Origin of the sequence: Streptomyces sp. x-19 (genome assembly GCF_046549115.1) — a bacterium.
Taxonomy (GTDB): domain Bacteria; phylum Actinomycetota; class Actinomycetes; order Streptomycetales; family Streptomycetaceae; genus Streptomyces; species Streptomyces albulus_C.
In genome coordinates, this window is record NZ_JAJPWK010000018.1 from 132146 (window position 1) to 158449 (window position 26304).

The window sequence follows — 26304 nt, forward strand, 5'->3', positions numbered from 1 at the left end:
TCGGGGGCGAGGCGTGGTGTGACCGAGGGTAGCCACTGTGGACGCGCGGCGGGAGGGGTGGGCGCGCCCGCGCCGGACCCGCCCCGCCGCCCGCCGTGCATCAGACGCCCGCCGTGCATCAGACGCCGACGTGCATCAGACAAACTCCGTGGGCAGCACCGGCTCCCCGCGTGACAGCTGGGTCGCCGACAGCGGCAGCCCGGCGCGGGCCGCGATGTGCCGGCTGCGGGTCGCGTCCAGCGGCTCCCGGGCCACCACCTTGCCGCCGCTGACCAGCGGGACCTGGAGCAGCTGGTCGGTCAGGTCGGCCGGCACCGGGCCGGTGCCGATCACCTCCGCCTCGGCCACCCCGTCCTCGTCCAGCCGGCGCGCCGCCCACTTGCGGCCGCCGATCGAGGACTTGGCGCCCATCGACTTCTTCGCCACCGGCCGCAGCGGCGTGCCCGGCTCGTTGCCGTCGGCCCGCGCGACCAGCTTGTAGACCATCGAACAGGTCGGGTGCCCGCTGCCGGTCACCACCTGGGTGCCGACCCCGTACGCGTCCACCGGCGCGGCGGCGAGCGAGGCGATGGCGTACTCGTCCAGGTCGCTGGTGACAACGATCTTGGTCTTGGTCGCGCCCAGCTCGTCCAACTGCTGACGCACCCGGTGCGCGATCAGCAGCAGGTCGCCGGAGTCGATCCGCACCGCGCCCAGGCCCGGGCCGGCGACCGCCACGGCGGTGCGCACCGCCTCGGTGACGTCGAAGGTGTCCACCAGCAGCGTCGTCCCGCTGCCGAGGGTGTCGACCTGGGCGGTGAAGGCGTCCCGCTCGCTGTCGTGCAACAGGGTGAAGGCGTGCGCGCTGGTGCCGACGGTGGGGATGTTGTAACGGAAGCCCGCCGCCAGGTCGGAGGTGACGTGGAAGCCGCCGACGTACGCGGCGCGGGCCGCGGCCACCGCCGACAGCTCGTGGGTGCGCCGGGCGCCCATCTCCATCAGCGGCCGGTCGCCGGCCGCCACCGCCATCCGGGACGCCGCCGCGGCCACCGCCGAGTCGTGGTTGAGGATCGACAGGATCACCGTCTCCAGCACCACCGCCTCGGCGAAGGTGCCCTCGACGCGCATGATGGGCGAGCCGGGGAAGTAGACCTCGCCCTCCGGGTAGCCCCAGATGTCGCCGCGGAAGCGGTAGTCGGCCAGCCAGTCCAGCGTCGGCCCGTCGAGGATGCCGCGCTCCCGCAGGAAGCCCAGGATCGTGTCGTCGAAGCGGAAGTTCTCCACTGCGTCCAACACCCGCCCGGTGCCCGCCACCACGCCGTAGCGGCGGCCCTCGGGGAGTCGCCGGGTGAAGACCTCGAAGACCGACCGGCGGTCCGCGGTCCCGGACCGCAACGCGGCCTGCAGCATGGTGAGTTCGTACTGGTCGGTGAAGAGTGCCGTCGACGGCACGGCCACCGGCAGCCCCAGGTCTGCTGTGTTCATGGGGGAGATGCTACCCCTAATACTCGTCACTTTGACGATAGTGGGCCCGGGCTGCCCCGGCGCATCGCCCCGGCGCATCGCCGCGCCACGCCGGTGCGCCGCACGCCAGGGCCGTTTGTGCGTCCCCCGCCCCCGGGTGGCAGCATGGGCCCTGTGAGCGCCCACCCGTCACCCATGAGCACCCTCAGACCGCACCACGCACGCCTCAGCGTGCCGGTTGAGATCGAGCGTCCGGAGGCGAGCGAAGCCCCCTTCGCCGTTCCCGAACCCGACGTCCCGTGGGTCACGATCGTTCACAACGACCCTGTGAATCTCATGAGCTACGTCTCCTACGTCTTCCAGACGTACTTCGGCTACTCCAAGGACAAGGCGCACCGGCTGATGCTCGACGTCCATCACAAAGGCCGCGCGGTCGTCTCCAGCGGCAGCCGCGAAGAAATGGAGCGCGACGTGCAGGCCATGCACGGCTACGGCCTGTGGGCGACCCTCCAGCAGGACCGCTGATGACCGGCCAGTTCGAACCGCTGCCCGGCGGCGGCGCGGCCGCCCCGCTCGACGAGGTCGAGATCTCCATCCTGCGCAGCCTCGCCGTCCAACTGCTGGAGCTGGTCGGCCCGGGCACCGAGCCCGCCGGCGCCGGCGAGGACGACATGCTGGCCGCGCTCTTCGCCGAGGGCCCCAGCGAGCCGCCCTCCGACCCGGTGCTGGCCCGCCTCTTCCCCGACGCCTACGGCGGCCCCGACCTCGTCCCGGACGACGACGTCCGGGCCGCCTCCGCCGAGTTCCGCCGCTACACCGAGAACGACCTGCGGGCCCGCAAGCGCGAGGACGCCCTGGCACTGGTCCGGGCGCTGGACGCACTGTCGGCCGAGAACGGCGGCGCGGTGCTGCGGCTCAAGCCGGACGAGTGCCGGCAGTGGCTCGGCGCCCTCAACGACCTGCGGCTGGCCATCGGCACCCGGCTGGAGGTCACCGACGAGGACGACGGCGGGGAGCTGCTGCGGCTGCCGGACAGCGACCCGCGCAAGCCGATGGTGCTCGCCTACTACTGGCTCGGCGGCCTCCAGGAGACGCTCGTCGAGGCGCTGATGGGCTGACCGCCGGGCCCGTCCCGGCGGCGCCGGCGCGAACCGGGGCGCAAGGCCCCGGGCGCCTACACCGCGTTCGCTCAGCGGAGGCTCAAATCCGGATAACGATCGCGTCACCACACCCGTGCGCTGTGTTGTGGATTCCGTTCTTTGTCCTGATTTCGCTGTGATCCGTCCCACGGCGACTCTGGTCGATCTCAGTCAGCTCGTGATAAAAGTTCTCGACCTGCCTCAGTGACGCCACCCCTGTCGCTGCGGGGGCGCTGAGCCGGCCGACCGTCGGCGTGCAGGAACTCCATCCGGGGGGATCGGGACCCGATCCGGAAAGAACCGGGTCGGTATGGAGAAAGGCGCACCACTCATGACCTCTGTGCAGGTCGACAAGAATCACGACGGCAACGAGGCCGCTGGTGAGGCCCCCGAAGAGGGCTACCAGCGGGGTCTGGGCAATCGCCAGATCCAGATGATCGCCATTGGTGGCGCCATCGGTACCGGTCTGTTCCTCGGAGCAGGCAAGGCCATTTCCAAGGCCGGGCCGAGCATCATCCTGGCGTACGCCATCGTCGGTCTGGTCATCTTCCTCATCATGCGGGCCCTGGGCGAACTGCTCATGTACCGGCCCGTTTCCGGCTCGTTCTCCGAGTACGGCCGGGAATTCCTCGGCCCGTTCATCGGATTCGTGACGGGCTGGACCTACTGGCTCTTCTGGGTCGTCACCGGCATCACCGAAGTAACTGCTGCGGCCACCTATATCCAGTACTGGAACAAGGGCATACCGCAGTGGGTTTCCGCGTTGGTCTTCACCGTCGCGCTCTTCGGCATCAACCTGATCTCGGTGAAGATCTTCGGTGAACTCGAATTCTGGTTCTCGATGGTCAAGGTCACCGCGATCATCGGCATGATCCTGATCGGCATCGGCGTCATCACCCTCGGTTTCTCCAAGGCCGGTGACACCGCCTCGTTCACCCTGCTCTGGTCGGACGGCGGGTTCTTCCCCAAGGGCATCGGCGGCACGCTGATGACGCTGCAGATCGTGATGTTCGCCTTCCTCGCCGTCGAACTCGTCGGCGTCACCGCGGGCGAGGCGACCGACCCGAAGAAGGTGCTCCCCAAGGCCATCAACACCGTGCCGTGGCGGATCGGCCTGTTCTACGTCGGCGCGCTCATCATCATCCTGTCCGTGGTCAGCTGGACGGTCTTCAAGCCGGGCGTCAGCCCCTTCGTCGCCGCCTTCCAGCAGATCGGTCTGCCGGCCGGCGCGGGCATCGTCAACTTCGTCGTGCTGACCGCGGCGCTGTCCTCGGCCAACTCCGGGATGTACTCCACCGGCCGGATGCTGCGCGACCTCGCGCTCAACGGCCAGGGCCCGCAGTTCTTCACCAAGCTCAGCAAGAACGGCCTGCCCACCCGGGGCACCGGCATCTCGGTCGCCCTGATGCTGTTCGGCGTCTACATCAACTACCAGTGGCCCGGCGAGGCGTTCAACTACGTCGTCTCCTTCGCCACCATCTCCGGCATGTGGGCGTGGATCGTCATCCTGCTCTCGCACCTGCGCTACCGGGCCAAGGCGAACCGCGGCGAGCTGCCGCAGTCCGAGTTCAAGGCCCCCGGCGCCCCGTACACCTCGATCTTCGCGCTGGCCTTCATCGGCATGGTGATCGTGATGATGGGCGTCGACCCGGACACCCGGATCTCGCTCTACGCGGCTCCCGTCTGGGCGATCATCATGGCCGTGGGCTACCTGGCCATCAAGCGCCGGGACGCCGCCCAGCTGTCCCAGGGGCCGGCGAAGTCCGCCGAGAAGAGCTGACGCACCGCGCTGGACCGGCCGGAATTCCACCGACTGTCCAGCATTCGGGCCCGCGCGTACCACCCCTCGGTACGCGCGGGCCCGAATGCTCGTCGCCCACCGCCACCCTTCCCGGAGTGCTTCGCACCCACCTCCTTATTCTTGGCCGCATGCTGACCCTCACCAAGGCCCTCCACGACCAGATCGTCGAGCACGCCCGCCAGGACCACCCCGACGAGGCCTGCGGCGTGGTCGCGGGCCCGGCCGGCAGCGGCCGCCCCGAGCGGTTCATCCCGATGCTCAACGCCGCCCGCTCGCCCACGTTCTACGAGTTCGACTCCGCCGACCTCCTCAAGCTGTACCGCGAGATGGACGACCGCGACGAGGAGCCGGTCGTCATCTACCACTCGCACACGGCCACCGAGGCGTACCCCTCGCGCACCGACATCACCTACGCCAACGAGCCCGGCGCGCACTACGTCCTGGTCTCCACCGCCGACGCCGACGACGCGGGCCCCTTCCAGTTCCGCTCGTACCGCATCGTGGACGGCGAGGTCACCGAGGAAGAAGTCCGGATCGTGGAGAGCTACGCCTGACGCGTGGTCGACCTCATGCCCGGCCCGGTCAGCGCCCGTGACCTGGGGGTTCGCCCCCGGGCACGGCCCGCGCGGACGACCGGTCCCGCCCCGCGTCCCACCTGGCGTACAGCGAACGTCCGCATCATGGGACGAGGTTCCAGAACCCGGACCGGGAATCGATACGATGACCGCATGGTTGACCATGTCGTGTGCGGAGCGAGCGAGCAGAGGCCGGGTGCGCTGCTGACGCACGCCCCGCTCGCCACGCGCCGCTCCGCATCGGCCCTCCTGGGCGCCTTCGGCTGCGGAGCCGCCCGGCTGCACATCGACCTGTGCCGCCTCTCCAGCGCCATCTGTCCGCGCTGCGCCGCCGGCTGACGCCGCCGCCCGCGGCGTCGCCGCACCCTTCCGCGCACGGCCCCCGCGCCCTCCGGCGCCCCGCACCGCCCGCACCCCCGCGGCGCACCGCGCACGCACCGACCGCGCCGCACACACCCCGCACCCGCCACCGCACCCGAACTCCGACAGGAGCACTCCCATGGCCATCGAGGTCCGCATCCCGACCATCCTGCGCAGCTACACCGACGGCGAGAAGGCAGTCGAGGGCTCCGGCGCGACCGTCGGCGAACTCTTCACCGACCTGGAGAGCCGGCACGCCGGCATCCGCGAGCGCCTGGTCGACGGCGAGCAGCTGCGCCGCTTCGTCAACGTCTACCTCAACGACGAGGACGTGCGCTTCCTGGAGGGCATCTCCACCAAGCTCTCCGACGGCGACAGCGTGACGATCCTGCCGGCCGTCGCGGGCGGATCCGCCGCCGCGTCGACGCGTCCCGCCGGGGCGGCGGTCGGACGACGGGTCGGGCAGGTCTGACGTGCGGTACGACTCCCCGCTGGCGGCGGTCGGTAACACCCCCCTCGTCCGCCTCCCGCGCCTCTCGCCCTCCGAGGACGTCCGCATCTGGGCGAAGCTGGAGGACCGCAACCCCACGGGCTCCGTCAAGGACCGGCCCGCGCTCCACATGATCGAGCAGGCCGAGAAGGACGGCCGGCTCACCCCCGGCTGCACGATCCTGGAGCCCACCAGCGGCAACACCGGCATCTCACTCGCCATGGCGGCCAAGCTCAAGGGCTACCGCATCGTCTGCGTGATGCCGGAGAACACCTCCGCCGAGCGGCGCGAACTGCTCGCCATGTGGGGCGCGGAGATCATCTCCTCGCCCGCGGCGGGCGGCTCCAACACGGCCGTCAAGGTCGCCAAGGAAATCGCCGCCGAGCACCCCGACTGGGTGATGCTCTACCAGTACGGGAACCCGGACAACGCCGGCGCCCACTACGCCACCACCGGCCCCGAGATCCTCGCCGACCTGCCCTCGATCACCCACTTCGTGGCCGGTCTGGGCACCACCGGCACCCTGATGGGCGTCGGCCGCTACCTGCGCGAGCACGTCCCCGGCGTCCGCATCGTCGCCGCCGAACCCCGCTACGACGACGTGGTCTACGGCCTGCGCAACCTCGACGAGGGCTTCATCCCCGAGCTCTACGACGAGTCGGTGCTCACCACCCGCTTCTCCGTCGGCTCCGAGGACGCGGTCCGCCGCACCCGTGAACTCCTCGCGGAAGAGGGCATCTTCGCCGGCATCTCCACCGGCGCGGCGCTGCACGCCGCCCTCGGTGTGGCCCGCAAGGCGGTCCGCGCCGGCGAGTCCGCGGACATCGTCTTCGTCGTCGCCGACGGCGGGTGGAAATACCTCTCCACCGGCGTCTACACCGCCGAGTCGACCGAGGCGGCCATCGCGACGCTGCACGGACAGCTCTGGGCGTAGGCCCCGCGCAACCCCGAGGGGGTGGTCACCGGCACACGCCGGTGACCACCCCCTTCGGCATCGGTCCCGAAAGGCCGGCTCCGGGCCGACTTTCCGCCCACCGGAAGGCCGGTGCGCGCCCCGCCGCCGAACCCCCACCCGGACTGGTGATTCCGCCCACAGCTCGCCCCACCTAAGGCGCCACGGGCCCCTTCGCGCCTTACGCTCGGGGGCACCGCACCGACCGCCACGGGCCCGGCAGCAGCCCGGCCCGGCACTGCCGGGACCACCCGTGACGGGGGTGCCGGCCGCCCTCCTCCCCCAGCTCCCGCTGGGAGGTGCCCCCAGCCCACGGAGGTTCACGCCCGCATGAAGCTCACCGTCGTCGGATGCTCGGGGTCGTTCCCCTCCATGGAATCGGCCTGTTCGAGCTACCTCCTGGAGGCCGACGGCTTCAGGCTGCTCCTCGACATGGGCAACGGCGCCCTCGGCGAGTTGCAGCGCCACTGCGGTCTCTACGACCTGGACGCCATCCTCCTGTCGCACCTGCACGCCGATCACTGCATCGACCTGTGCGGCTACTTCGTCGTCCGCTACTACCGCCCGGACGGCGGCCGCTGCGCGCCGCTGCCGCTCTACGGGCCGACCGGCACCGAACGCCGGCTGACCGCCGCCCACGACGACCTCCCGCACGAGGGCGCGATGAGCGAGGTCTTCGACTTCCGGACGCTGACGCCGGGCACCTCGACCATCGGCCCGTTCACCATCCGCACCGAACGGGTCAGCCACCCCGTCGAGGCGTTCGGCTTCCGCATCGAGCACGGCGGCCGCACCCTGACGTACTCCGGCGACACCGGCCCCTGCGCGGCGCTGGAGGACCTCGCCGAGGACAGCGACCTCTTCCTGTGCGAGGCGTCCTTCACGCACGGCAAGGAGGACATCCCCGACCTCCACCTCAACGGCCGGGAGGCCGGCGAGCACGCCCGGCGGGCCGGCGCGGGACGCCTGGTGCTCACCCACATCCCGCCGTGGACCGACCCGGACATCAGCGTCCGCGACGCGCAGAAGGTCTACGACGGACCGGTCGAGGTCGCCAAGGCCGGCGCGGTCTACGAGGTCTGAGCCGGGCCCGGGGCGTCGCGGACCTGGCGGGGGAGAGCCACGTGGCGTTGTCGCCCGCACCACCCGGCGCAGCCGTCCGGCGTGCTCCGCGTGCCGCTTCTCGGTGGCGTCGACGGGGAACCCCCAGCCCTCGCCGGCCTCACGCCGGAGCCGTGGCGCTAAAAAACCGGGTTCCCCTTCCGGTGCGGAAGGGGAACCCGGCGGTGAACGGCGGTGCGGCAGTGGCTACTTGGACTCGGCCTTCTGCAGTTCCGCCAGCTCCTCGTCGGACTCGCGGCCCGGCGTGGGCAGGTTGAACTTGGTGATGGCGAAGCGGAAGACCACGTAGTAGAGCGCGGCGAAGCACACGCCCACCAGCGCCAGGCCCAACGGGTTCGAGGCGATGCCGAGGTTGAGCACGTAATCGATCAGACCGGCCGAGAAGCCGAAGCCGTCCTTCATGCCCAGCGCCCAGGTCAGGGCCATCGACACACCGGTGAGCACCGCGTGGATCGCGTACAGCACCGGGGCGATGAACATGAACGTGAACTCGATCGGCTCGGTCACACCGGTGACGAACGCGGTGAGCGCGAGCGAGAGCATCATGCCGCCGACGACCTTGCGGCGCTCGGGGCGCGCGCAGTGCACGATGGCGAGGCAGGCGGCCGGCAGCGCGAACATCATGATCGGGAAGAAGCCGGTCATGAACTGGCCGGCGCTCGGGTCACCGGCGAGGAAGCGCGCGATGTCGCCGTGCTTGCCGTGGTAGTCGCCCGCCTGGAGCCACGGGAAGGAGTTCAGCAGGTGGTGCATGCCCACCGGGATCAGCGCGCGGTTGGCGACGCCGAAGATGCCCGCGCCCACGGCGCCCGAGCCGACCAGCCATTCGCCGAAGTTGTGCAGACCCGCGCCGAGCACCGGCCAGATGAGGCCGAAGACGATGCCCACGACCAGGCCCGCGAAGGCCGACAGGATCGGCACCAGCCGGCGACCGCCGAAGAAGCCCAGCCACTCGGGCAGCTTCTTGCGGTAGTAGCGCTGGTAGAGCAGGGCCACCACGAGGCCCATCACGACACCGCCGAGCACGCCGGCGTTGACCGGCGCCTCATTCATGACGATCTTGCCGTCCACGACCGCGGCGACCTTGGGCAGGTTCTTGTCGGTGAAGGTCGCGAGCACCTTCTGGAAGACGAGGTAACCCGTCACCGCGGCCAGCGCGGTCGAGCCGTCCGACTTCTTGGCGTAGCCGATCGCGATGCCGACGGCGAACAGCAGCGGCATGTTGTCGAGGATCGCGCCGCCGCCGGCGGCCATGTAGCCGGCGATCTTGGTGATGACGGTCGGGAACGACTCCCGGCCGAGCATGTCGCTGTTGCCGAGGCGGACGAGCAGGGCGGCTGCGGGCAGCACGGCGACCGGCAGCATCAGGCTGCGACCGATGCGCTGCATGACAGCCATCGCGCCGGAACCCTTCTTTTTCTTCTCGGCCGCGGGGACGGCACTGGCCGTGGACACAACTTCCTCCAGTGGACAAGGCGCCGCCTGGACGAAGTGGTGGGGGACGGCGGCGTCTCGGGGGGACGCGGCCAGAACCGGCCGCAGGTCTACACCACACACGAGGTGGTGTAGACCTGCGGTGGTGTAGACCTGTTGTAGCACGGCGGGGGCACCGCAAGGAACCTGCCATAGGGCACCAACCGGACCACCCCGCACCGGGCGCGACCCGGCCGACCGGCCCCGCCCGCCCCGACGAGCGCTACTTCACGTTCTCCCGCTCCATCGCGTCCCCCACCTCGTCCGGCTCCCGCCCCGGGGTCTGGAGGTCGAACCGCTTGATCGCGAAGCGGAACACCGCGTAGTACACCGCCGCGAAGCACAGCCCGATCGGAATGAGCAACCAGGGCTTCGTCGCCAACCCCCAGTTGATGACGTAGTCGATCAGACCGGCCGAGAAGCTGAAGCCGTCGTGCACCCCCAGCCCCCAGCTCACCGCCATCGACACCCCCGTCAGCACCGCGTGCAGCACGTACAGCGCCGGCGCCACGAACATGAACGCGTACTCGATCGGCTCGGTGATGCCGGTGACGCACGACGTCAGGCCGATCGACAGCATCATCCCCGCGATCTCCTTGCGGCGGTGCGGCTTCGCGCAGTGCGTCATCGCCAGCGCCGCGGCCGGCAGCGCGAACATCATGATCGGGAAGAAACCGGTGGTGAACTGCCCCGCCGTCGGATCACCCGCCATGAACCGGTTGATGTCGCCGTGCACCACCGTCCCGTCCGGCTTGGTGAAGCTCCCGAACTGGAACCACAACGGAATGTTCAGGAACTGGTGCAGCCCCACCACCAGCAGCGCCCGGTTCGCCACCCCGAAGATCCCCGCACCCCACGCACTCAGCGCCGTCAACCACTCGCTGAAGCGCATCAGCCCGTCGCCGATCGGCGGCCACACGAACAGGCACACCACCGCGAAGGCCAGCCCGACGAAGGCCATGATGATCGGCACCAACCGCCGACCGTTGAAGAAGCCCAGCCAGTCCACCAGCCGCACCCGGTGGAAACGCTGCCAGAGCCAAGCCGCCAGGAACCCCATCACGATCCCGCCGAACACCCCCGGATTCTGGAACGCCGCCTGGGTCACCTTCGCGGACGTGTCCACGCACACCCCGGCCCACTGGCCGGTCTGCGTGTACTGCTGCCCCACGGCACAGCGCGCCGGGAACGCGTGCAGCACCGAGTAGTAGACGAGGAACCCGACCACCGCCGCCAGCGCCGTCGACCCGTCCGCCTTCTTCGCCATCCCGATCGCCACACCGATGCAGAACAGCAGCGGCAGCCCCAACCCGGAATCCAGCAGCGCCCCGCCCGCCCCCGCGAACACCTTGGCGACGTTCCCCCAGCCCAGCCCCTCGGCGCCGAAGACGTCCGGCTGACCCAGCCGGTTCAAGATGCCCGCCGCCGGCAGCACCGCGATCGGCAACTGCAGGCTGCGCCCCATCTTCTGCAGCCCCTGGAACAGGCCCGCCGCCCGGACCTTGACGGGGCTCGGCCCCTGCCCCGGTGCCGCGCCCGCTGCGTCCGAACTCATCCGCGCCCTCCGCCTGTCCCCGGCGCCGACCCGGCGGCGCCCGACCCACCGTCTGCCGCATACTGGTGGTGTAGACCACTTGTCGGAGGGGGCCTTCCGGACACCCCCTCCGACGATCGCCATCCTTCGTCAGATTGCGGTCAAACGCCCGCAGAAGTGGGCTGAACGTGCGTTACGGTGAGAAAACCGTGCGGCGGAACCGCCGACGGCCGAGACAAGCAGGAGTGGACATGGCCACCAAGGCTGAGAAGATCGTCGCCGGGCTCGGCGGACTCGACAACATCGAAGAGGTCGAGGGCTGCATCACCCGCCTCCGCACCGAGGTCAACGACGCCTCCCTGGTCGACGAAGCCGCCCTCAAGGCCGCCGGCGCACACGGCGTCGTGAAGATGGGCACCGCCATCCAGGTCGTCATCGGCACCGACGCCGACCCGATCGCCGCCGAGATCGAAGACATGATGTGAGCCACCGCTCATGACCAGGGCCCCGTTCCCGAAGTTCCCGGCATTCCGGAACCGGAACGGGGCCCTTCACGCAGCCGATAGGGTCGGGACCATGTCTCGCATCGACGGCCGCACCCCCGAACAGCTCCGCCCCGTCACCATCGAACGCGGCTGGAGCAAGCACGCCGAAGGCTCCGTCCTCGTCTCCTTCGGCGACACCAAGGTCTTCTGCACCGCCTCGGTCACCGAGGGCGTACCGCGCTGGCGCAAGGGCACCGGCGAAGGCTGGGTCACCGCCGAATACGCGATGCTGCCCCGCTCCACCAACACCCGCGGCGACCGGGAATCCGTCCGCGGCAAGATCGGCGGCCGCACGCACGAGATCTCCCGCCTCATCGGCCGCTCCCTGCGCGCCGTCATCGACTTCAAGGCCCTCGGCGAGAACACCGTCGTCCTCGACTGCGACGTCCTCCAGGCCGACGGCGGCACCCGCACCGCCGCCATCACCGGCTCCTACGTCGCCCTCGCCGACGCCATCGGCTGGGCCCAGGGCAAGAAGCTCATCAAGCACGGCCGCCGCCCGCTCACCGGCACCATCAGCGCCGTCAGCGTCGGCATCGTCGACGGCATCCCGCTCCTCGACCTCTGCTACGAAGAAGACGTCCGCGCCGAGACCGACATGAACGTCGTCTGCACCGGCGACGGCCGCTTCGTCGAGGTCCAGGGCACCGCCGAGGCCGCCCCCTTCGCCCGCGACGAACTCAACTCCCTGCTCGACCTCGCGGTCGCCGGCTGCACCACCCTCGACGCCGCCCAGCAGGAAGCACTGGCCCGCACCCTCTGACCGACCGCCCCACCCGGGGGAGCGGACCGGAACACCACCCTCCACCCCGCTCCCCCCACCACCGGGCAACCCCCCTTCCCCACCCGGCGCTTCCCCCACCCGGCGCTTCCCCCACCCGGCGCTTCCTCCCTTGCCGGGCCCGCCGCACGCACCGCCACGCACCACCGCGCGCCCGGCACCCGTACGCATCCCCCGTACGCCGCAAGGGAAGGAACGCCCCATGGCCCGCCCCCACCGCCACCTCCGCCCGCGCCGCCCCACCGCCACCGCGCTCGCCGCCCTGGCCGCCGCGAGCATCGCCCTCCCGCTCCTGACCGCCTGCGGCGCCGTCCAGCGAGCCGTCGACTGCACCCACACCGCCACCGCCCTCGTCGACGGCGTCGACAAGCTCCACACCGCCGCCGACAAGGCCACCGACGACCCCCAGGAAGCCACCAAGGCCCTGGACGCCCTCGACGCCGACCTGCACCGGCTCAGCGCCTCCACCGACGACCCCGAGCTCGCCGGAGCCGTCGACACCATGAGCACCGGCATCAAGAACGCCCGCCAAGCCCTCGCGGACGACGAGGCCCCCGACCTCACCCCCATCGGCACCTCCCTGGGCCGGATCACCAGCGCCTGCACCCCCGGCGACGAGGAATAATCCCCTCCCATGGAGTCACAAACCGGCGACCGCCCCGCGGCCCCCCGCCGCCTCGTCCTCGCCACCCGCAACACCGGCAAGATCACCGAACTCCGCGCCATCCTCGCCGCGGCCGACCTCGACGTCGAACTCGTCGGCGCCGACGCCTACCCCGACGTCCCCGACGTCAAGGAGACCGGCGTCACCTTCGCCGAGAACGCCCTCCTCAAGGCACACGCCCTCGCCCAGGCCACCGGCCACCCGGCCGTCGCCGACGACTCCGGCCTCTGCGTCGAGGTCCTCGGCGGCGCCCCCGGCATCTTCTCCGCCCGCTGGGCCGGCCGGCACGGCGACGACCAGGCCAACCTCGACCTGCTCCTCGCCCAGCTCTCCGACATCGCCGACGAACACCGCGCCGCGCACTTCGCCTGCGCCGCGGCCCTCGCCCTCCCCGACGGCACCGAGCGGGTCGTCGAAGGCACCTTGGACGGCACCCTGCGCCACACCCCCGCCGGCACCGGCGGCTTCGGCTACGACCCCGTCCTCCAGCCCCACGGCGAGAGCCGGACGTGCGCCGAACTCACCCCCGACGAGAAGAACGCCATCAGCCACCGCGGCAAGGCCTTCCGCGCACTGGCACCGGTGGTGCGGGAGCTGTTGGGCTGAGACGCGGAAGGGGGCCACCCGGCGGGTGGCCCCCTCTGTGTGCGGCCGGTGGGATTCGAACCCACACGGGCTTTCGCCCACTGCGATCTAAACGCAGCTCGGCTGCCAGTTACGACACGGCCGCGTGCACAGCTATCGTACCGGTCGTTCGACTCCCGCTTCAGGGGAACGTCGACGGCCTCCTCGGCACCAGGTCCTGGTGATCGCGTGACAGTTGGGGCACAGCAACCGCAGGTTTTCCCGCCGGTCGTCCCTCCAATCCCCGCTGATGTGGTCGACCTCCAACGTCATGGGTTTGCTGAGCCACTCGGGGCCGACGCCGCACCCGGCGCACGCTTCGGGCACACCGACCTCCCGGAGCGCGCGCCGCAGCAGGACGGTTTTCGTACGCTGCTTGCCGTCGCGCCGCACCAGGATGTCCTCGGGGCGTTTGGCGGGTACGGGGCCGGGCTTTCCCCGCTGGTGCGCTTGCCCCAAGAAGTGCGCGATGTCGATGCCGTCCTGGGCCACCCACGTGTGGAACAGCGTGCGGAGCCGGCTGCTGCACGGGTCCTTGCCGAGTGCGCGGAGCGCGCCGGCGATGGATGTCGCTCCCTCGACCGCCTGGCGCAGCTCGCTGACGGCTGGTTTGGCGGACGCCCCCGGGGAGCGCCGCTGACGCGGCAAGTGGGCAACGTCGATTCCGAAGTGGTCGAATCGCCGGAACAGATGGCGACGGAGATTGCCGTACGGCCGCGTGCCCAAGAACGCGATGACCTCGTCGATGTCGGAGCATCGCGCGGCGGCCTCGGCCAGCCTCTCGCGGGTGTAGCGCACGCCACTGCTCATACGGCGGCACCCTTGCCACGTCCCTTGCCGCGCCCTCGATAACTGTCCGTCGTCGCATGGCAGTTGGGGCAGAGGAAGCGAAGGTTCTCGATCCGGTTGTTGCGCCAGTCGCCGTCGACGTGGTCGACCTCCAAGGGGAGCGGCTCGCCCTGCCAGACCGGTTCGATGCCGCACAGGGTGCAGTGTTCCGCCACTCCCCGCTCGCGCAGCGCCCTCGTGAGCCGGGCGTTCGGCGTGCGGGTGGTCTGCGCCGAGGTGGCCTGGACGAGGATCTCGTCGGCCGTCCGGCGCCGCCGGTTGTGCCGCATGCGTGCGGTGCGGACCACCGGCGTGAAGTGCGACGTGTCGATCCCGTACGCCCTGACCCGGCGGCTGATGTGCGTGTGGTGTCCGCCGACCACCTCAAGTCCCAGGTGACGCAGCACCTCGCACATGTTCGTCGAGTCCGCCACCGCAGCCTGGAGCACCTCCCGCGTCCACTTCGTACCTTCCCGTTCGAAGTGTGCGGTGTCGATGCCCAGCTTCCTCATGCGTTCCCTGAGGTAGTTCCGCTGGGTGCTCCGCGGGTCCACCCCCAGCTTCCGTAACGCCTCCGACAGTGTCCGCGACGACGCTGCCGCGGCCTCCAGCCGTTCGCGGGTGTACGGGCTCGTCGGCATGGCTCCCCCTTCGTGGGCAGGAGAGCCGCAGGCCCCTCCGTGCGTTCTCTCGTCTGCCGAACTGGAGAACGACCGGAGGGGCCTGCGGTCACGCCGGAGCGGGTCGGGTGACCGGCCTCAGAAGCGCGGCTCCTGGGTGCGTTCGGCGATCAGGGCGAGGGCTTCTTCCTTGGTGGCGACCGAGGGCGGGGAGCCTTCGAGGGGTTGTCGGGCGGTTTCCTTCATGCAGGCGACGGCGACGACGCCGACCAGGGCGGCGCCCATCGTGTAGTAGGCGGGGACCATGACGTTCTTGTTGAAGGCGCCCATGAGGGCGGTGATGACCAGGGGGGTGGTGCCGCCGAACAGGGAGACCGCGAGGTTGTAGCCGATGGAGAGCGAGCCGTAGCGGACGCTGGTGGGGAAGAGGGCCGGCAGGGCGGCGGACATGGTGCCCAGGAGGCACAGCAGGCAGAGGCCGAGGAGCGCCATGCCGCACGAGACGGCGAGCAGGGAGCCCCGCTTGACCAGGAGGAACGCCGGGATGGCGAGGACCAGGAAGCCGAGCATGCCGGTCATGAGGAGCGGTTTGCGGCCGTAGCGGTCGTTGAGCCGGCCGACGGTGGGGAGCAGGCAGATGAGCACGACCATGGTGACCAGGAGGATCAGCAGGCCGTGGGCCTCGTTGTACTTGAGGGTGTCCGTGAGGTAGGTCGGCATGTAGGACAGGAGCATGTAGTCGGTGATGTTGTAGGCGCCGACCAGGGCGATGCAGAGGATGAGTGCCGGCCAGTGCTGGGTGAGGATCTCGCCCAGCTTCTTGCCGGGGGTGCCGGCGGGCGGGTGGGCGGATTCGTCCTCGGTCCCGGCGGGGGGTTCGGCGGGGGCGTGGTGTTGGGCGGCTTCGAACTTCTGGAAGGCCGGGGTCTCGTCGAGTCGGAGCCGGAGGTAGAGGCCGACCAGGCCGAGTGGGCCGGCGATGAGGAACGGGATCCGCCAGCCCCAGGCGAGCATGGAGTCCGGGCCGAGTGTGGTGTTGAGCACGAGGACGATGCCGGCGGCGCCGGTGTAGCCGATCAGGGTGCCCATTTCGAGGAAGCTGCCGAAGAAGCCGCGCTTCTTGTCGGGGGCGTACTCGGCGATGAACGTGGAGGCGCCGCCGTATTCGCCGCCGGTGGAGAAGCCCTGGATCAGTCGGAAGAGGATGAGCAGGGCGGGGGACCACAGGCCGATGGTCGTGTACGAGGGGATGAGGCCGATGCAGAGGGTGCCCAGCGCCATCATGATCATGGTGAGCGCGAGGACCTTCTTGCGGCCGATGCGGTCGCCGAGGGGGCCGAAGTAGGCGCCGCCGAGCGGCCGTACGAGGAAGGCCACGGCGAAGGTGGCGAAGGAGGACAACAGGCTGGTGGTGGCGCTGCCGCTGGGGAAGAAGACCTTGCCGATGGTGAGGGCGAGGTAGCTGTAGATCCCGAAGTCGAACCACTCCATGGCGTTGCCGAGTGCGGCGGCCTTCACGGCGCGGCGGACGGTGGGTTCGTCCGTGACGGTGATGTCGGTGCGGCGCAGTGGGGGGTTGCGGCGGCGGTCGATGGCGCGGAAGAGCGCCCAGTGGCGTCTGCGTGCCTCTCGGTCCGGTTCCGGCGCGGAGTGGCTGTCTTCGGTACTGAGGTGCGGCACGCGGCGGTCCTCCCGTTGGGTCGGCGCGCGGTTCGGTTGCGCGGGTGGGGCGTTGGAGCTTCGACGTGTGCGCCTGCACGCTGGAGGGCGGGTCAAAACACTGTGGACGGCGAACGCGAGGTATGTCACGTGGAACCGGTCCGTACGGCGCATGTCAGGGGGGTGGAGGGTTGCCGTGCGGCGGCGGCTTGTTACACGACTGGTACAAAGCCGAGGGGTCACCGCGGCATTCGGGCAATCAGCCTGTGTCGGGGGGAGAGGAGAGTGGCGGTGGCGAAACCGCCCTTTTCTGTCGCAGGCCCGTCGAAGGGTGTCCTTTCGTCGCGGGACGTGGCGGCCGTGGTGCGGTGGCGGAACGGTGTGATCGGGGTCCGGGCCGGTGCGGGGCTGCCGCGGCGGTCGTGTTTGCTGGTGGGGTTGACGGGGCGAAGGTGCCCCGGGAGGAGTGTGTGATGACCGACCGCGAAGGGGCCCGCTGGAGGCGCGGGCGCACCGCCCTGCTGGCCTTCCTCGTGGTGACGGCGCTGGCGGCCGGTGGGGTGTGGTTCGGCCAGGCGTCGGACCGGGCGTCGGCGGTGGATGCCGCGCCGAAGACCTCGGCCGTGCAGGACGTGAAGTCGGACGGTCCGCCGAGTGGCGATCTGCCGGGCGTCCGCGACTGTGGGATCGGGGAGCCGGAGATCAAGCCCCAGGTGATCACGTTGACCTGTGCGGACGCCGGGATGGTGGCGACCGGGATCACGTGGACCCGCTACGACGCGGACGAGGCCGAGGGGCGGGGCGTGGTGCAGGTGGAGAAGACCGCGGCGGGGGTCGGTACGGACGCCGGGTACCGGGCGACGTTCCGGCTCTACGGGGCGAAGGAGGTCGACGGCGCGCGGGCCTTCACGGGTCTGGAGGTGACGTACGACGGCTCCACCCCGCTCGGTGACACGACGGAGATGTACAACCTCGCGTGATGGGCATTCGAGGCCGGATCGCCCTGGCCATTTCGTGTATGACGGCGCTTGCGGTGGTGGTGCTCGGCTTCGCCGTGCACCACATCGCGGACGTCGAGCGGGAGCGGTCGGCCCGGTCCTATCAGGACGAGCGGTTGAGTGCGGCCCTGCTCGTCTACGAGCGGGACGGGACGTTGGCGCTCGGTGCGCAGTTGGACGACGCGACGCTGCCGTCGCCGCTGCGCGAGGCGGTGTTCCACAACCGGTCGGGGACGTATCTCAGTGGGGGTGACGACCCGCGGGTGTGGGCGGCGACCGGGGTCGGCGGGGTCGGTGACCGGCCGACGCGTTCGCTGTCGGTGTCGGCGGCGTACCCGGACGACGATCCGGCGCAGGTGGCGCTGGACCGGGCGCTGTTGATCGCGGGGTGCGGGACGGTCGTGCTGATGGCGGTGGTGTCGTGGTTCGTGGCGCAGCGGTTGTCGCGGCGGCTGCGGTTGAGTGCGGCGGCGGCGCGGCGGATCGCGGCGGGGGAGCCGCCGGACGCGGACGCGTTGGCGAGCCACGGTCGGGACGAGGTGGCCGAGTTGGGGCGCAGTGTGCACCACATGGCGACGTCGTTGGCGGCGCGGGTGGAGGCCGAGCGGGAGTTCACCGCTGACGTGGCGCACGAGTTGCGGACGCCGGTGGCGGGTCTGGTGGCGGCGGCCGAGTTGTTGCCGGAGCCGCGGGCGGTGGAGTTGGTGCGGGACCGGGCGCAGGCGATGCGGCGGTTGGTGGAGGATCTGCTGGAGGTGTCGCGGTTGGACGCCGGGGTGGAGCGGGCCGATCTGGACGCTTGTGAGTTGCCGTCGTTGGTGCGCGGGATCGTGCAGCGGGCGGCGCGGCAGCGCGGGGTGGACGACCTGTCGGTGTCGGTGACGGTCGAGGGTGAGCCGTGGATCGTGGAGACGGATCGGCGGCGGGTCGAGCGGGTGTTGGTGAACCTGCTGGCGAACGCGGCCAAGCACGGTGAGCCGCCGATCGAGGTGGTGGTCGCCGGGGCGCGGATCGTGGTGCGGGACCACGGGCCGGGGTATCCGGCGGACCTGTGTGCGGAGGGGCCGCGGCGGTTCCGTACGGCGGCGCCGGAGCGCGGTACGGGGCACGGGCTGGGGTTGACGATCGCGGCCGGGCAGGCGGAGGTCCTGGGGGCGCGGTTGGAGTTCGGCGCCGCCGCGGGCGGCGGCGCCGAGGCCGTGTTGGAGCTGCCGGACCGGGCCGTGGTGACGGTTCCGGAGGAGGTTGCGGCTCCGACGCCGTAGCGGTGTGGTCCGCCTGGCGTCCGTAACGGTGTTACAGGCCCAGATCCTTGATGATCTTGGCGACGTGGCCGGTGGCCTTGACGTTGTACAGCGCGCGCTCGACCTTGCCGTCCTCGTCGACGATGACGGTGGAGCGGATCACTCCGGTGACCGTCTTGCCGTAGAGCTTCTTCTCGCCGAAGGCGCCGTAGGCGGTGAGGACCTCCTTGTCGGGGTCACCGAGCAGGGTGACCTTGAGCTCCTCCTTCTCGCGGAACTTCGCGAGCTTCTCCGGCTTGTCGGGGGAGATGCCGATGACGTCGTAGCCGTGGCCGGCGAGGAAGTCGAGGTTGTCGGTGAAGTCGCACGCCTGCTTGGTGCAGCCGGGGGTCAGTGCGGCCGGGTAGAAGTAGACGATGACCTTGCGTCCCTTGCGGTCGGCGAGCGAGACCTGCTGGCCGTCGGCGTCGGGGAGCGTGAAGGCGGGCGCGGTGTCGCCGGGCTGGAGTCGCTCGCTCATGGTGGGTCTCCGTCTCCTTGCGTGGTCGTGCAGCTGGGTCGGTACGCCCCTGACCCTAGCCAGCGCGGGGCCCGGCCGGCGTCGGGGGCGCCGCGGCGGCACGAAACGGGGGTGCTGTGGGGCGCCTGCCGTTGCGAGCTGACAGACTGTCCCTGACGAATCGGCACGTGATCGAGGTGGCCGGTTCGGTACGGGGCGGTTCCGGCAGGCGTTGGGACCTCGTAAGCATCGGCACGAGATGACGGAGGCGGCGCGGTGTCGGAAGCCAGGACCCCTGCGCAGATCGAGGCGGACATCGTCCGCAGGCGGCAGGATCTCGCCGTGACGCTCGACGAGATCGGCGTTCGACTGCACCCCAAGACGATCATGGACGATGCGAAGGCGAAGGCGTCCGCGGCCGTGGACCGCACGGCGGGGCGGGCCTACGTGGCCGTCAACCGCCTGGTCTCGGACGTGCGCGGCCAGCTGGTGTCCGAGGACGGGGCGCCCCGTCTGGAGCGGGTCATTCCGGTGGCGGTGGTGGGCGTGGCCGTGGTGGGCCTGCTGGTGCTGGGCTCCAAGAAGCGGCACAAGTAGAGGTACGGGCAGAGGTACGGGCAGCGGCACGAGCGGCCCCGTCCCGCAGGGTCGCGGGGGCCTTCTGAATCCGCCCGCGGTGCGTGGGGGGCGTCGTGGGGCAGGTACGGTCATGCCGTGAGCCCGAATAACGCCAAGGACACCCACGACAAGCTGCCGATCCGGATGCTGCACGACCGTGTGCTGGTCCGGACGGACATCCCCGAGGGCGAGCGCCGCTCGTCCGGCGGCATCGTCATTCCCGCGACCGCGGCGGTCGGCCGCCGCCTGGCCTGGGCCGAGGTGGTCGCGGTGGGGCAGAACGTACGGACCGTCGAGGTGGGCGACCGGGTGCTGTACGACCCCGAGGACCGGGCCGAGGTCGAGGTGCGCGGGGTGGCGTACGTGCTGATGCGCGAGCGTGACCTGCACGCGGTGGCCGCTGAGCGCCTGGAGGGCGCGGAGGACTCGACCGGCCTGTACCTGTAACGGACCCGGCTCCCCCGCGGGTGGTGATCCACGTCACCACCCGCGGGGGAGCCTTTTGCTAGCCTCGGTGACAACCCGACGAGACGCGCCGTACCGGGTCACGACAAGACGACGCACCCCTGTTGAAGTCCTTTCACGGAGGTGCCGTCATGGCATGGATCCTGCTCGTCGTCGCCGGCCTGTTGGAGGTCGGTTGGTCGATCGGCATGAAGTTCACCGACGGGTTCACCCGGCTGTGGCCCAGTGTGTTCACCGGCGCGGGCATCGTCGTCAGCATGGTGCTGCTCTCCTACGCCGCCCGGACACTGCCGATCGGCACCGCCTACGGTGTCTGGGTCGGCATCGGTGCGGCCGGGGCCGCGGTGGTCGGGATGCTGGTGCTCGGCGAGCCCGCGACCGCCGCGCGGATCTTCTTCATCTGCCTGTTGCTGGTGGCCGTGGTCGGGCTGAAGGCCACCTCCGGCCACTGAGGCGGCCCCCGAGGCTGTCAGCGGTTATCCGTCGGCTATCCGTCGCCCCACCGTCGCGCGTACGCGTCGACGTCCGGCGGGCCCACGGTCGGGAACTCCTCGGTGGGCTCGGCGGTGGTCGGCGCCTCGGTGGGGATCGGCGGGAGTGTCGGTTCGCCGGTCGGCCCGGTGGGGGCGCCGGTGCCGGTCGGCGCCCCGGTGCCGGTCGGGCCGGTGCTGTCGGTCGGGCCGGTGCTCGGCGAGGTCGAGGCGCTCGCCGACGCCGAGTCGTCGGCGGACGGCGAGGGGGACTCGCTCGCCTCGGCGCCCTGTTGGAGTTGCAGGTCGAAGTCGTGGACGGGGTGGCCGGTGAGCGCCGCCGCGGTGTAGTCCGCCCAGATCTGGGCGGGGAAGTCGCCGCCGTTGAGCCGGTCCCGGCCGGCCGCGCCGTACAGCGGTTCCTGGACGGCGGTCTGCGGGTGCTGCCCCAGGACCGCGACGACGGTGGCCAGGTCGGGGGTGTAGCCGGCGAACCAGGCGGCCTTGTCGTCCTCCGCGGTGCCGGTCTTGCCGGCGGCCGGGCGGCCGGCGCCCTGGGCGGCGGTGCCGGTGCCGCCGTCGACGACGCTGCGCAGGATCTGGGTGGTGGTGTCGGCGGCGGCCCGCTCGACGGCGGTGCTCTCCTCGCGCTCCGGCAGGTCGACGTCCTCGCCGTTCTTGGTGACGTGGTCGACCAGGGTGTACGGGAGCTGCCGGCCGTGGTGCGCGAGGGTCGCGTAGACCTGGGTCATGTCCAGCACGCTGGGGGTCGCGGTGCCCAGGGAGATGGCGCCCTGGGAGGTGGCGAGGCTGGGGGTCCGGGCCGGGATGCCGAGGGCGACCGCGGTCTTGCGGACGGTGTCCGGGCCGACGTCGATGCCCATCTGGGCGTAGACCGCGTTGACGGACTTGTCGGTGGCCTCGGTGACGGTGATCGGGCCGTAGGAGCGGTCGTCCTCGTTGCCGGGGGCGAAGCCGGTGGGGCGGCCGTGGTTGATCGTCATCCGCTTGCTGGTGCCGTCGTAGACGGTGTTGGGCGTGATCGCGGAGCCGTCCTGGGTGACCGAGCCGTTCTGCACGGCGGAGGCGAAGACCAGCGGTTTGAAGGTGGAGCCGACCTGGTAGTCGCGGCGGGTGGCGCTGTTGACGTACTGCTTGGCGTAGTCGACGCCGCCGTAGAGGGCGACGACCTTGCCGGTGGCGGGGTCGATGGAGGCGCCGCCGGCCCGTACGTAGCCGTCGACCGCGCGGTCCTCGCTGAGCTGCTCCATCAGTTGGGTGCGGACGGCCTTGACGAAGGCGTTCTGTCGCTTGTGGTCGATGGTGGTGGTGATGCGGTAGCCGCCCGCCCGCAGGGTGTTGTCGTCGAGCACGTCGTGGTCGGTGAGGTAGTCCCGGACCGCTTCGACGAGGTAGCCGCGCTGGCCGGAGAGGCCGGCGGAGGTGCGCGCCCTGGTGAGGGCGGGGAACGCCAGCCCGGCGCGTTCGCCGGCGCTGAGCCACTTCTGCTTGACCATGCCGTCCAGGACGTAGTTCCAACGGGCCAGAACGCGCGGTCGGTTCTCGGGGTGGGCAGTGACGTCGTAGGCGCTGGGGGCGTTGAGCAGCGCCGCGAGGTAGGCGCCCTCGGCGGTGGTCAGGGAGCCGACGTCCTTGCCGTAGTAGGCGCGGGCGGCGGCCTGGATGCCGTAGGCGTTGCGGCCGTAGTAGCTGGTGTTGAGGTAGCCCTCCAGGATGTCGTCCTTGCTCGCCTCGCGGTCCAGCTTGATGGCGATGAAGAACTCCTTGGCCTTGCGGGTGACGGTCTGTTCCTGGCCGAGGTAGTAGTTCTTGACGTACTGCTGGGTGATGGTGGAGCCCGACTGCTTGCCCTTGCCTGTAACGGTGTTCCAGGCGGCTCGGAGCATCGCGGCCGGGTCGACCGCGGACTCGGTGTAGAAGTCCCGGTCCTCGGCGGCGAGTACGGCCCGTTGGACGGCCTTGGGGACCTGACCCAGTGGCACGTTCTCGCGGTTGACGTCGCCGTCGCGGGCCAGTTCGGTGCCGTCGGAGTAGAGGTAGACGTTGCTCTGCGCCTTGGCCGCGCTGTTGGCGGGCGGGATGCCGACCAGGAGGTAGCCGGCGGTCAGTCCGCCCACGACCAGCAGCAGGAAGAGCAGGACGGACCCCACCACCATCCGCCAGGTGGGCACCAGTCGGCGCCAGCCGGTGCGTCGGGGGCGGGCGGGGACCTCCTCGTCGGTACCGCCGTCCGTACCGTCGTGGTCGGTCTCGTCGCCCGTGCCGTCGTGCCGCGCGTCGTCGCTCATGTCTGTGTGACTCCTCGGCCGCCGCCGGAGGTCGGGCCGCGGCGGAGCGGTGTCGTGTCAGGACCGGTGCGGGGTCGTGCGGAGTGCCGTGCGGAGCGTGCGGTGCTGCTGCGCCGTGCTGCACCGTGCCGGAAGGTCGACGGGCACCCGAGGGACAACTTTCGCATCATCCGTCCCGGTCGCCAGGGGTGGCGCGCACCCGCGTCCGCCCGGCGACCGGCTGAATGGCGCCCTCGCCTCACCCGGACGGGTGATAAATCGATGCTGCCCACTGCACGCGGACCTTAGGCTCCGGTGCTTTGCGGTTCGCACGGACCGGACGGAACCGACCAAGAGCAGGGGGAGCGCGGCGTGTTGTACGTGGCCGTGGCGGCCGGCAGTTTCCGGCGGTACGCGACCTACCGCGCGGCCACCGCCGCGGGCGTCGCCACCAACACCGTCTTCGGCTTCATCATCGCCTACACCTACCTCGCCCTGTGGGACCAACGGCCGCACCTCGGCGGCTACGGTCCCGCGCAGGCCCTGACCTTCGTCTGGGCCGGGCAGGCACTGCTGGCCGTCGCCATGATCGCCACCGGGGGGCTGGACGAGCTCCAGGACCGGATCCGCAGCGGCGACGTCGCGGTGGACCTCTACCGGCCGGCCGACCTCCAGTTGTGGTGGCTCGCCGCGGACCTCGGCCGGGCCGGGCTCCAACTGATCGGCCGCGGGGTGGTGCCGATGACGGTGGGGGCCCTGGCGTTCCCGCTGGCGCTCCCCGGCAACCCGCTGACCTGGGCCTGGTTCCTGCTGTCGGCGCTGCTGGGCGTGCTCGTCAGCTTCGCGCTGCGCTACCTCGTGGCGCTCTCCGCGTTCTGGCTGTTGGACAGTTCCGGGCTGGCCATGATCAGCGGGCTGTCGTGCATGTTCTTCTCCGGGATGGTGCTGCCGCTGCGGGTCTTCCCCGGCGGGCTCGCCGACCTCGCCCAACTGCTGCCCTGGGCGGCGCTGCTCCAGGTGCCGGCCGACGTGCTGATCGGCGCGCGGACCGGCCGGGCGCTGCTCGGCGGGCTGGCGTTCCAGGCGGCCTGGGCCGTGGCGCTGCTGGCGCTGGGACGGCTGGTGCAGTCCGCCGCCACCCGCAAGGTGGTGGTCCACGGTGGCTAGCACCCGGCCCGGGTGGGACGACGACGGAGCGGACGGGCGGCTGCGCGCCGTCGGGCACGCGCTGTTCGCGTTCGGGCTGATCGCCTGGATGTGGGTGCGTTCCACGCTCGCCTACCGGACGTCGTTCGTGCTGATGACGTTCGGCAACTTCGCCGCCAGCGGGCTGGACTTCGTCGCGATCCTGCTGATGTTCTCCCGGGTCGACGCGCTCGGTGGCTTCACCCTGCCCGAGGTCGCGTTCCTCTACGGAACCTGCAGTCTCGCGCTGGGCCTGGCGGACCTGCTGGTCGGCAACGTGGAGCGGCTGGGCGCCCGGATCCGCGACGGCACCCTGGACACCCTGCTGCTGCGCCCGGTCCCGGTCTACGTCCAGATCGCCGCGGACCGCTTCGCGCTGCGGCGGCTGGGCCGCACCACCCAGGGTCTGCTGGTGCTGCTGTGGTCCGTCGGCCGGCTCGACGTGGAGTGGACGGCCGGCCGGGTCCTGATGGTGCCGCTGATGGCGGTGTGCGGCGCGGTGATCTTCGGCGCGGTCTACACCGTCGGCGCGGCCTTCCAGTTCTGGGCCCAGGACGCCGCCGAGCTGCAGAACTCCCTCACCTACGGCGGCAACGCCCTGCTCCAGTACCCGCCGACGGTGTTCGCCCGGGACCTGGTGCGCGGGGTCACCTTCATCGTCCCGTTGGCCTTCGTCAACTGGCTGCCCGCGCTGTGGCTGTTGGGCCGCCCCTACCCCCTCGGACTCCCGGTCTGGACCGCCTTCCTCGGGCCGGCGGTGGCCGCGCTGATGGCCGCCGGCGCGGCCCTGGCCTGGCGGCACGGCGTGCGCGCCTACCGCAGCACCGGCAGCTGACCGCACGCACCGAACGAGCTGGAGAAGAAGGGAAGGCGAGAGCAGTGGGCCAGACGGACGCGGCGGACACGGAGCCGCTGATCGAGGTGGCCGGCGTCGAGAAGGTCTTCACCGTGCGGCGCAAGGTGGGCCGGCTGCGGCGGGCCCGGCACCAGGTGCGGGCCGTCGACGGCCTCACCTTCCAGGTGCCGCGCGGCGAGATGGTCGGCTACATCGGGCCGAACGGCGCCGGGAAGTCGACCACCATCAAGATGCTGACCGGCATCCTGACGCCCAGCGGCGGCCGGCTGCGGGTCGCGGGCATCGACCCTTCCCGCGATCGCACCCGCCTCGCCCGCCGGATCGGCGTCGTCTTCGGGCAGCGCACCACCTTGTGGTGGGACCTGCCGCTGAAGGACTCCTACGAACTGGTGCGCCGGATGTACCGGGTTCCGGCCGGCGCCTTCCGCGCCAACCTCGACCGCTGCGTCGAACTCCTCGACCTGGCCCCGCTGTTGGACGTCCCCGTCCGCCAACTCTCCCTCGGTCAGCGGATGCGCGGCGACATCGCCGCGGCGCTGCTGCACGACCCGGAGGTGCTCTACCTGGACGAGCCGACCATCGGCCTGGACGTCATCAGCAAGGCGAAGGTCCGCGCGTTCCTGCACGAGGTCAACGCCGAGCGGGGCACCACGGTGCTGCTGACCACCCACGACCTCACCGACATCGAGCAGTTGTGCCGCCGGGTGATGGTCATCGACCACGGCCGGCTGGTCTTCGACGGGGACCTGGCCGGGCTGCGGGCGGCCGCCGACGGCGAACGCCTGCTGGTGGTGGACCTGGCGGCGGAACTCCCGCCCATCGAGGGCGTCCCCGGGGCCCGCACGATCAAGGTGGACGGCCCCCGGCAGTGGCTGGCGTTCCCGGCGGCGGACAGCGCGGCGCCCCTGGTGACGGCGGTCGCCGCCCGCTATCCGCTGGTGGACCTCTCGGTCCGCGAACCCGACGTCGAGACCCTGATCGCCGAGCTGTACGCGGGCGGCGGCGCGGCCCGCGTCGCACCGGGCGGCGCGACCCGGCCCGCGCCGTAGGGCCGGGCCGTAATCTGTCCGC

28 protein-coding genes, 1 tRNA gene and 1 riboswitch are annotated in these 26304 nt (G+C 71.1%); of the genes, 20 read left to right on the forward strand and 9 right to left on the reverse strand.

The genetic code is table 11. From position 1 onward, the window contains the following. Window positions 1-135: 135 nt before the first annotated feature. Entirely contained in the window at window positions 136-1464 is a 1329-nt protein-coding gene (locus ACLJT4_RS30895) for a nicotinate phosphoribosyltransferase (RefSeq protein ID WP_411127300.1), read from the reverse strand. A gap of 174 nt (window positions 1465-1638) precedes the next feature. Between ACLJT4_RS30895 and clpS the strand changes: the two genes are divergently transcribed. The 8 genes from clpS (at window position 1639) to ACLJT4_RS30935 (ending at window position 7843) form a co-directional block, all read left to right on the forward strand. Beyond that, entirely contained in the window at window positions 1639-1968 is a 330-nt protein-coding gene (gene clpS, locus ACLJT4_RS30900) for an ATP-dependent Clp protease adapter ClpS (RefSeq protein ID WP_020930347.1), read from the forward strand. Next, window positions 1968-2561, forward strand: a complete 594-nt coding sequence (locus tag ACLJT4_RS30905) for a DUF2017 domain-containing protein (RefSeq protein WP_233659428.1) — start codon at window positions 1968-1970, stop codon at window positions 2559-2561. The genes clpS and ACLJT4_RS30905 overlap by 1 nt, the downstream gene beginning before the upstream one ends. Before the next feature lie 352 nt (window positions 2562-2913). After that, window positions 2914-4362, forward strand: coding sequence for an amino acid permease (locus tag ACLJT4_RS30910; protein WP_411127302.1), 1449 nt, complete (start codon window positions 2914-2916; stop codon window positions 4360-4362). Between the two features lie 149 nt (window positions 4363-4511). Continuing rightward, window positions 4512-4937: a Mov34/MPN/PAD-1 family protein gene (locus tag ACLJT4_RS30915; RefSeq protein WP_233659430.1), complete on the forward strand. Its 426-nt coding sequence runs from the start codon at window positions 4512-4514 to the stop codon at window positions 4935-4937. 174 nt (window positions 4938-5111) lie between these two features. Further along, window positions 5112-5297 carry a putative leader peptide gene (locus tag ACLJT4_RS30920; RefSeq protein WP_016573883.1) on the forward strand — a complete coding sequence of 62 codons (186 nt, stop codon included), beginning with the start codon at window positions 5112-5114 and terminating at the stop codon, window positions 5295-5297. A 160-nt stretch (window positions 5298-5457) separates the two neighbouring features. Beyond that, window positions 5458-5790: a MoaD/ThiS family protein gene (locus ACLJT4_RS30925; protein WP_016573882.1), complete on the forward strand. Its 333-nt coding sequence runs from the start codon at window positions 5458-5460 to the stop codon at window positions 5788-5790. 1 nt (window position 5791) lies between these two features. After that, a complete protein-coding gene (locus ACLJT4_RS30930) occupies window positions 5792-6742 on the forward strand; it encodes a PLP-dependent cysteine synthase family protein (protein WP_411127305.1) in 951 nt (316 codons plus the stop codon). 348 nt (window positions 6743-7090) lie between these two features. Beyond that, the gene (locus ACLJT4_RS30935; protein WP_411127307.1) at window positions 7091-7843 is read left to right on the forward strand and encodes an MBL fold metallo-hydrolase; all 753 of its coding nucleotides are present in this window, start codon (window positions 7091-7093) and stop codon (window positions 7841-7843) included. Window positions 7844-8068: 225 nt separating this feature from the next. On the opposite strand, the gene ACLJT4_RS30940 is transcribed toward ACLJT4_RS30935, so the two are convergent. Further along, window positions 8069-9280 (reverse strand): PTS transporter subunit EIIC, encoded by a 1212-nt coding sequence (locus ACLJT4_RS30940; RefSeq protein WP_411127309.1) that lies wholly within the window; start codon window positions 9278-9280, stop codon window positions 8069-8071. 298 nt (window positions 9281-9578) lie between these two features. After that, window positions 9579-10910: a PTS transporter subunit EIIC gene (locus ACLJT4_RS30945; protein WP_020930345.1), complete on the reverse strand. Its 1332-nt coding sequence runs from the start codon at window positions 10908-10910 to the stop codon at window positions 9579-9581. Window positions 10911-11134: 224 nt separating this feature from the next. Between ACLJT4_RS30945 and ACLJT4_RS30950 the strand changes: the two genes are divergently transcribed. The 4 genes from ACLJT4_RS30950 to rdgB all read left to right on the forward strand — a co-directional run bounded on the left by ACLJT4_RS30950 (window position 11135) and on the right by rdgB (window position 13485). Further along, a complete protein-coding gene (locus ACLJT4_RS30950; protein ID WP_078487387.1) occupies window positions 11135-11374 on the forward strand; it encodes a glucose PTS transporter subunit EIIB in 240 nt (79 codons plus the stop codon). 91 nt (window positions 11375-11465) lie between these two features. Continuing rightward, window positions 11466-12197, forward strand: coding sequence for a ribonuclease PH (gene rph / locus ACLJT4_RS30955; RefSeq protein WP_055584898.1), 732 nt, complete (start codon window positions 11466-11468; stop codon window positions 12195-12197). A 220-nt stretch (window positions 12198-12417) separates the two neighbouring features. Next, window positions 12418-12840 (forward strand): hypothetical protein, encoded by a 423-nt coding sequence (locus ACLJT4_RS30960; protein ID WP_411127312.1) that lies wholly within the window; start codon window positions 12418-12420, stop codon window positions 12838-12840. 9 nt (window positions 12841-12849) lie between these two features. Beyond that, window positions 12850-13485 (forward strand): RdgB/HAM1 family non-canonical purine NTP pyrophosphatase, encoded by a 636-nt coding sequence (gene rdgB / locus ACLJT4_RS30965; protein WP_411127314.1) that lies wholly within the window; start codon window positions 12850-12852, stop codon window positions 13483-13485. 40 nt (window positions 13486-13525) lie between these two features. Here the strand turns inward: rdgB and ACLJT4_RS30970 are convergent. The 4 genes from ACLJT4_RS30970 to ACLJT4_RS30985 all read right to left on the reverse strand — a co-directional run bounded on the left by ACLJT4_RS30970 (window position 13526) and on the right by ACLJT4_RS30985 (window position 16631). After that, window positions 13526-13609: transfer RNA gene (locus ACLJT4_RS30970), tRNA-Leu, on the reverse strand. 8 nt (window positions 13610-13617) lie between these two features. Then, window positions 13618-14313 carry an HNH endonuclease gene (locus ACLJT4_RS30975; RefSeq protein WP_411127316.1) on the reverse strand — a complete coding sequence of 232 codons (696 nt, stop codon included), beginning with the start codon at window positions 14311-14313 and terminating at the stop codon, window positions 13618-13620. Beyond that, window positions 14310-14972, reverse strand: a complete 663-nt coding sequence (locus tag ACLJT4_RS30980) for an HNH endonuclease signature motif containing protein (protein ID WP_411127318.1) — start codon at window positions 14970-14972, stop codon at window positions 14310-14312. The genes ACLJT4_RS30975 and ACLJT4_RS30980 overlap by 4 nt, the downstream gene beginning before the upstream one ends. Before the next feature lie 117 nt (window positions 14973-15089). Beyond that, on the reverse strand, window positions 15090-16631 hold the full coding sequence (locus ACLJT4_RS30985; protein WP_411127320.1) for an MFS transporter: 1542 nt from the start codon (window positions 16629-16631) through the stop codon (window positions 15090-15092). A gap of 452 nt (window positions 16632-17083) precedes the next feature. On the opposite strand from ACLJT4_RS30985, the gene ACLJT4_RS30990 reads away from it, so the two are divergent. Together ACLJT4_RS30990 and ACLJT4_RS30995 are read left to right on the forward strand one after the other, a co-directional pair. Continuing rightward, window positions 17084-17590 carry a hypothetical protein gene (locus ACLJT4_RS30990; protein ID WP_016577326.1) on the forward strand — a complete coding sequence of 169 codons (507 nt, stop codon included), beginning with the start codon at window positions 17084-17086 and terminating at the stop codon, window positions 17588-17590. 38 nt (window positions 17591-17628) lie between these two features. Continuing rightward, complete coding sequence (locus ACLJT4_RS30995) at window positions 17629-18873, forward strand: sensor histidine kinase (RefSeq protein ID WP_411127323.1); 1245 nt, start codon at window positions 17629-17631, stop codon at window positions 18871-18873. Window positions 18874-18904: 31 nt separating this feature from the next. Here ACLJT4_RS30995 and bcp read toward each other — a convergent pair whose 3' ends face one another. Next, window positions 18905-19372 carry a thioredoxin-dependent thiol peroxidase gene (gene bcp, locus ACLJT4_RS31000; RefSeq protein WP_016574828.1) on the reverse strand — a complete coding sequence of 156 codons (468 nt, stop codon included), beginning with the start codon at window positions 19370-19372 and terminating at the stop codon, window positions 18905-18907. A 255-nt stretch (window positions 19373-19627) separates the two neighbouring features. Here bcp and ACLJT4_RS31005 point away from each other — a divergent pair, with 255 nt between their 5' ends. The 3 genes from ACLJT4_RS31005 (at window position 19628) to ACLJT4_RS31015 (ending at window position 20886) form a co-directional block, all read left to right on the forward strand. Further along, entirely contained in the window at window positions 19628-19948 is a 321-nt protein-coding gene (locus tag ACLJT4_RS31005) for a DUF3618 domain-containing protein (RefSeq protein WP_275464516.1), read from the forward strand. A gap of 165 nt (window positions 19949-20113) precedes the next feature. Further along, the gene (locus ACLJT4_RS31010) at window positions 20114-20416 is read left to right on the forward strand and encodes a GroES family chaperonin (protein WP_052287519.1); all 303 of its coding nucleotides are present in this window, start codon (window positions 20114-20116) and stop codon (window positions 20414-20416) included. A 56-nt stretch (window positions 20417-20472) separates the two neighbouring features. After that, a riboswitch (guanidine-III (ykkC-III) riboswitch) is annotated at window positions 20473-20534 on the forward strand. A gap of 31 nt (window positions 20535-20565) precedes the next feature. Further along, on the forward strand, window positions 20566-20886 hold the full coding sequence (locus ACLJT4_RS31015) for a DMT family transporter (RefSeq protein ID WP_016574831.1): 321 nt from the start codon (window positions 20566-20568) through the stop codon (window positions 20884-20886). 35 nt (window positions 20887-20921) lie between these two features. Here ACLJT4_RS31015 and ACLJT4_RS31020 read toward each other — a convergent pair whose 3' ends face one another. Continuing rightward, window positions 20922-23213 carry a transglycosylase domain-containing protein gene (locus ACLJT4_RS31020; protein ID WP_411127326.1) on the reverse strand — a complete coding sequence of 764 codons (2292 nt, stop codon included), beginning with the start codon at window positions 23211-23213 and terminating at the stop codon, window positions 20922-20924. A gap of 351 nt (window positions 23214-23564) precedes the next feature. Between ACLJT4_RS31020 and ACLJT4_RS31025 the strand changes: the two genes are divergently transcribed. The 3 genes from ACLJT4_RS31025 to ACLJT4_RS31035 are packed head-to-tail and all read left to right on the forward strand — an operon-like array spanning window position 23565 to window position 26282. Beyond that, window positions 23565-24359 (forward strand): ABC transporter permease, encoded by a 795-nt coding sequence (locus ACLJT4_RS31025; RefSeq protein WP_411127328.1) that lies wholly within the window; start codon window positions 23565-23567, stop codon window positions 24357-24359. After that, complete coding sequence (locus ACLJT4_RS31030; protein ID WP_200884765.1) at window positions 24352-25212, forward strand: ABC transporter permease; 861 nt, start codon at window positions 24352-24354, stop codon at window positions 25210-25212. The genes ACLJT4_RS31025 and ACLJT4_RS31030 overlap by 8 nt, the downstream gene beginning before the upstream one ends. A 44-nt stretch (window positions 25213-25256) precedes the next feature. Beyond that, window positions 25257-26282 (forward strand): ATP-binding cassette domain-containing protein, encoded by a 1026-nt coding sequence (locus ACLJT4_RS31035; RefSeq protein ID WP_411127331.1) that lies wholly within the window; start codon window positions 25257-25259, stop codon window positions 26280-26282. Window positions 26283-26304: the final 22 nt, after the last annotated feature.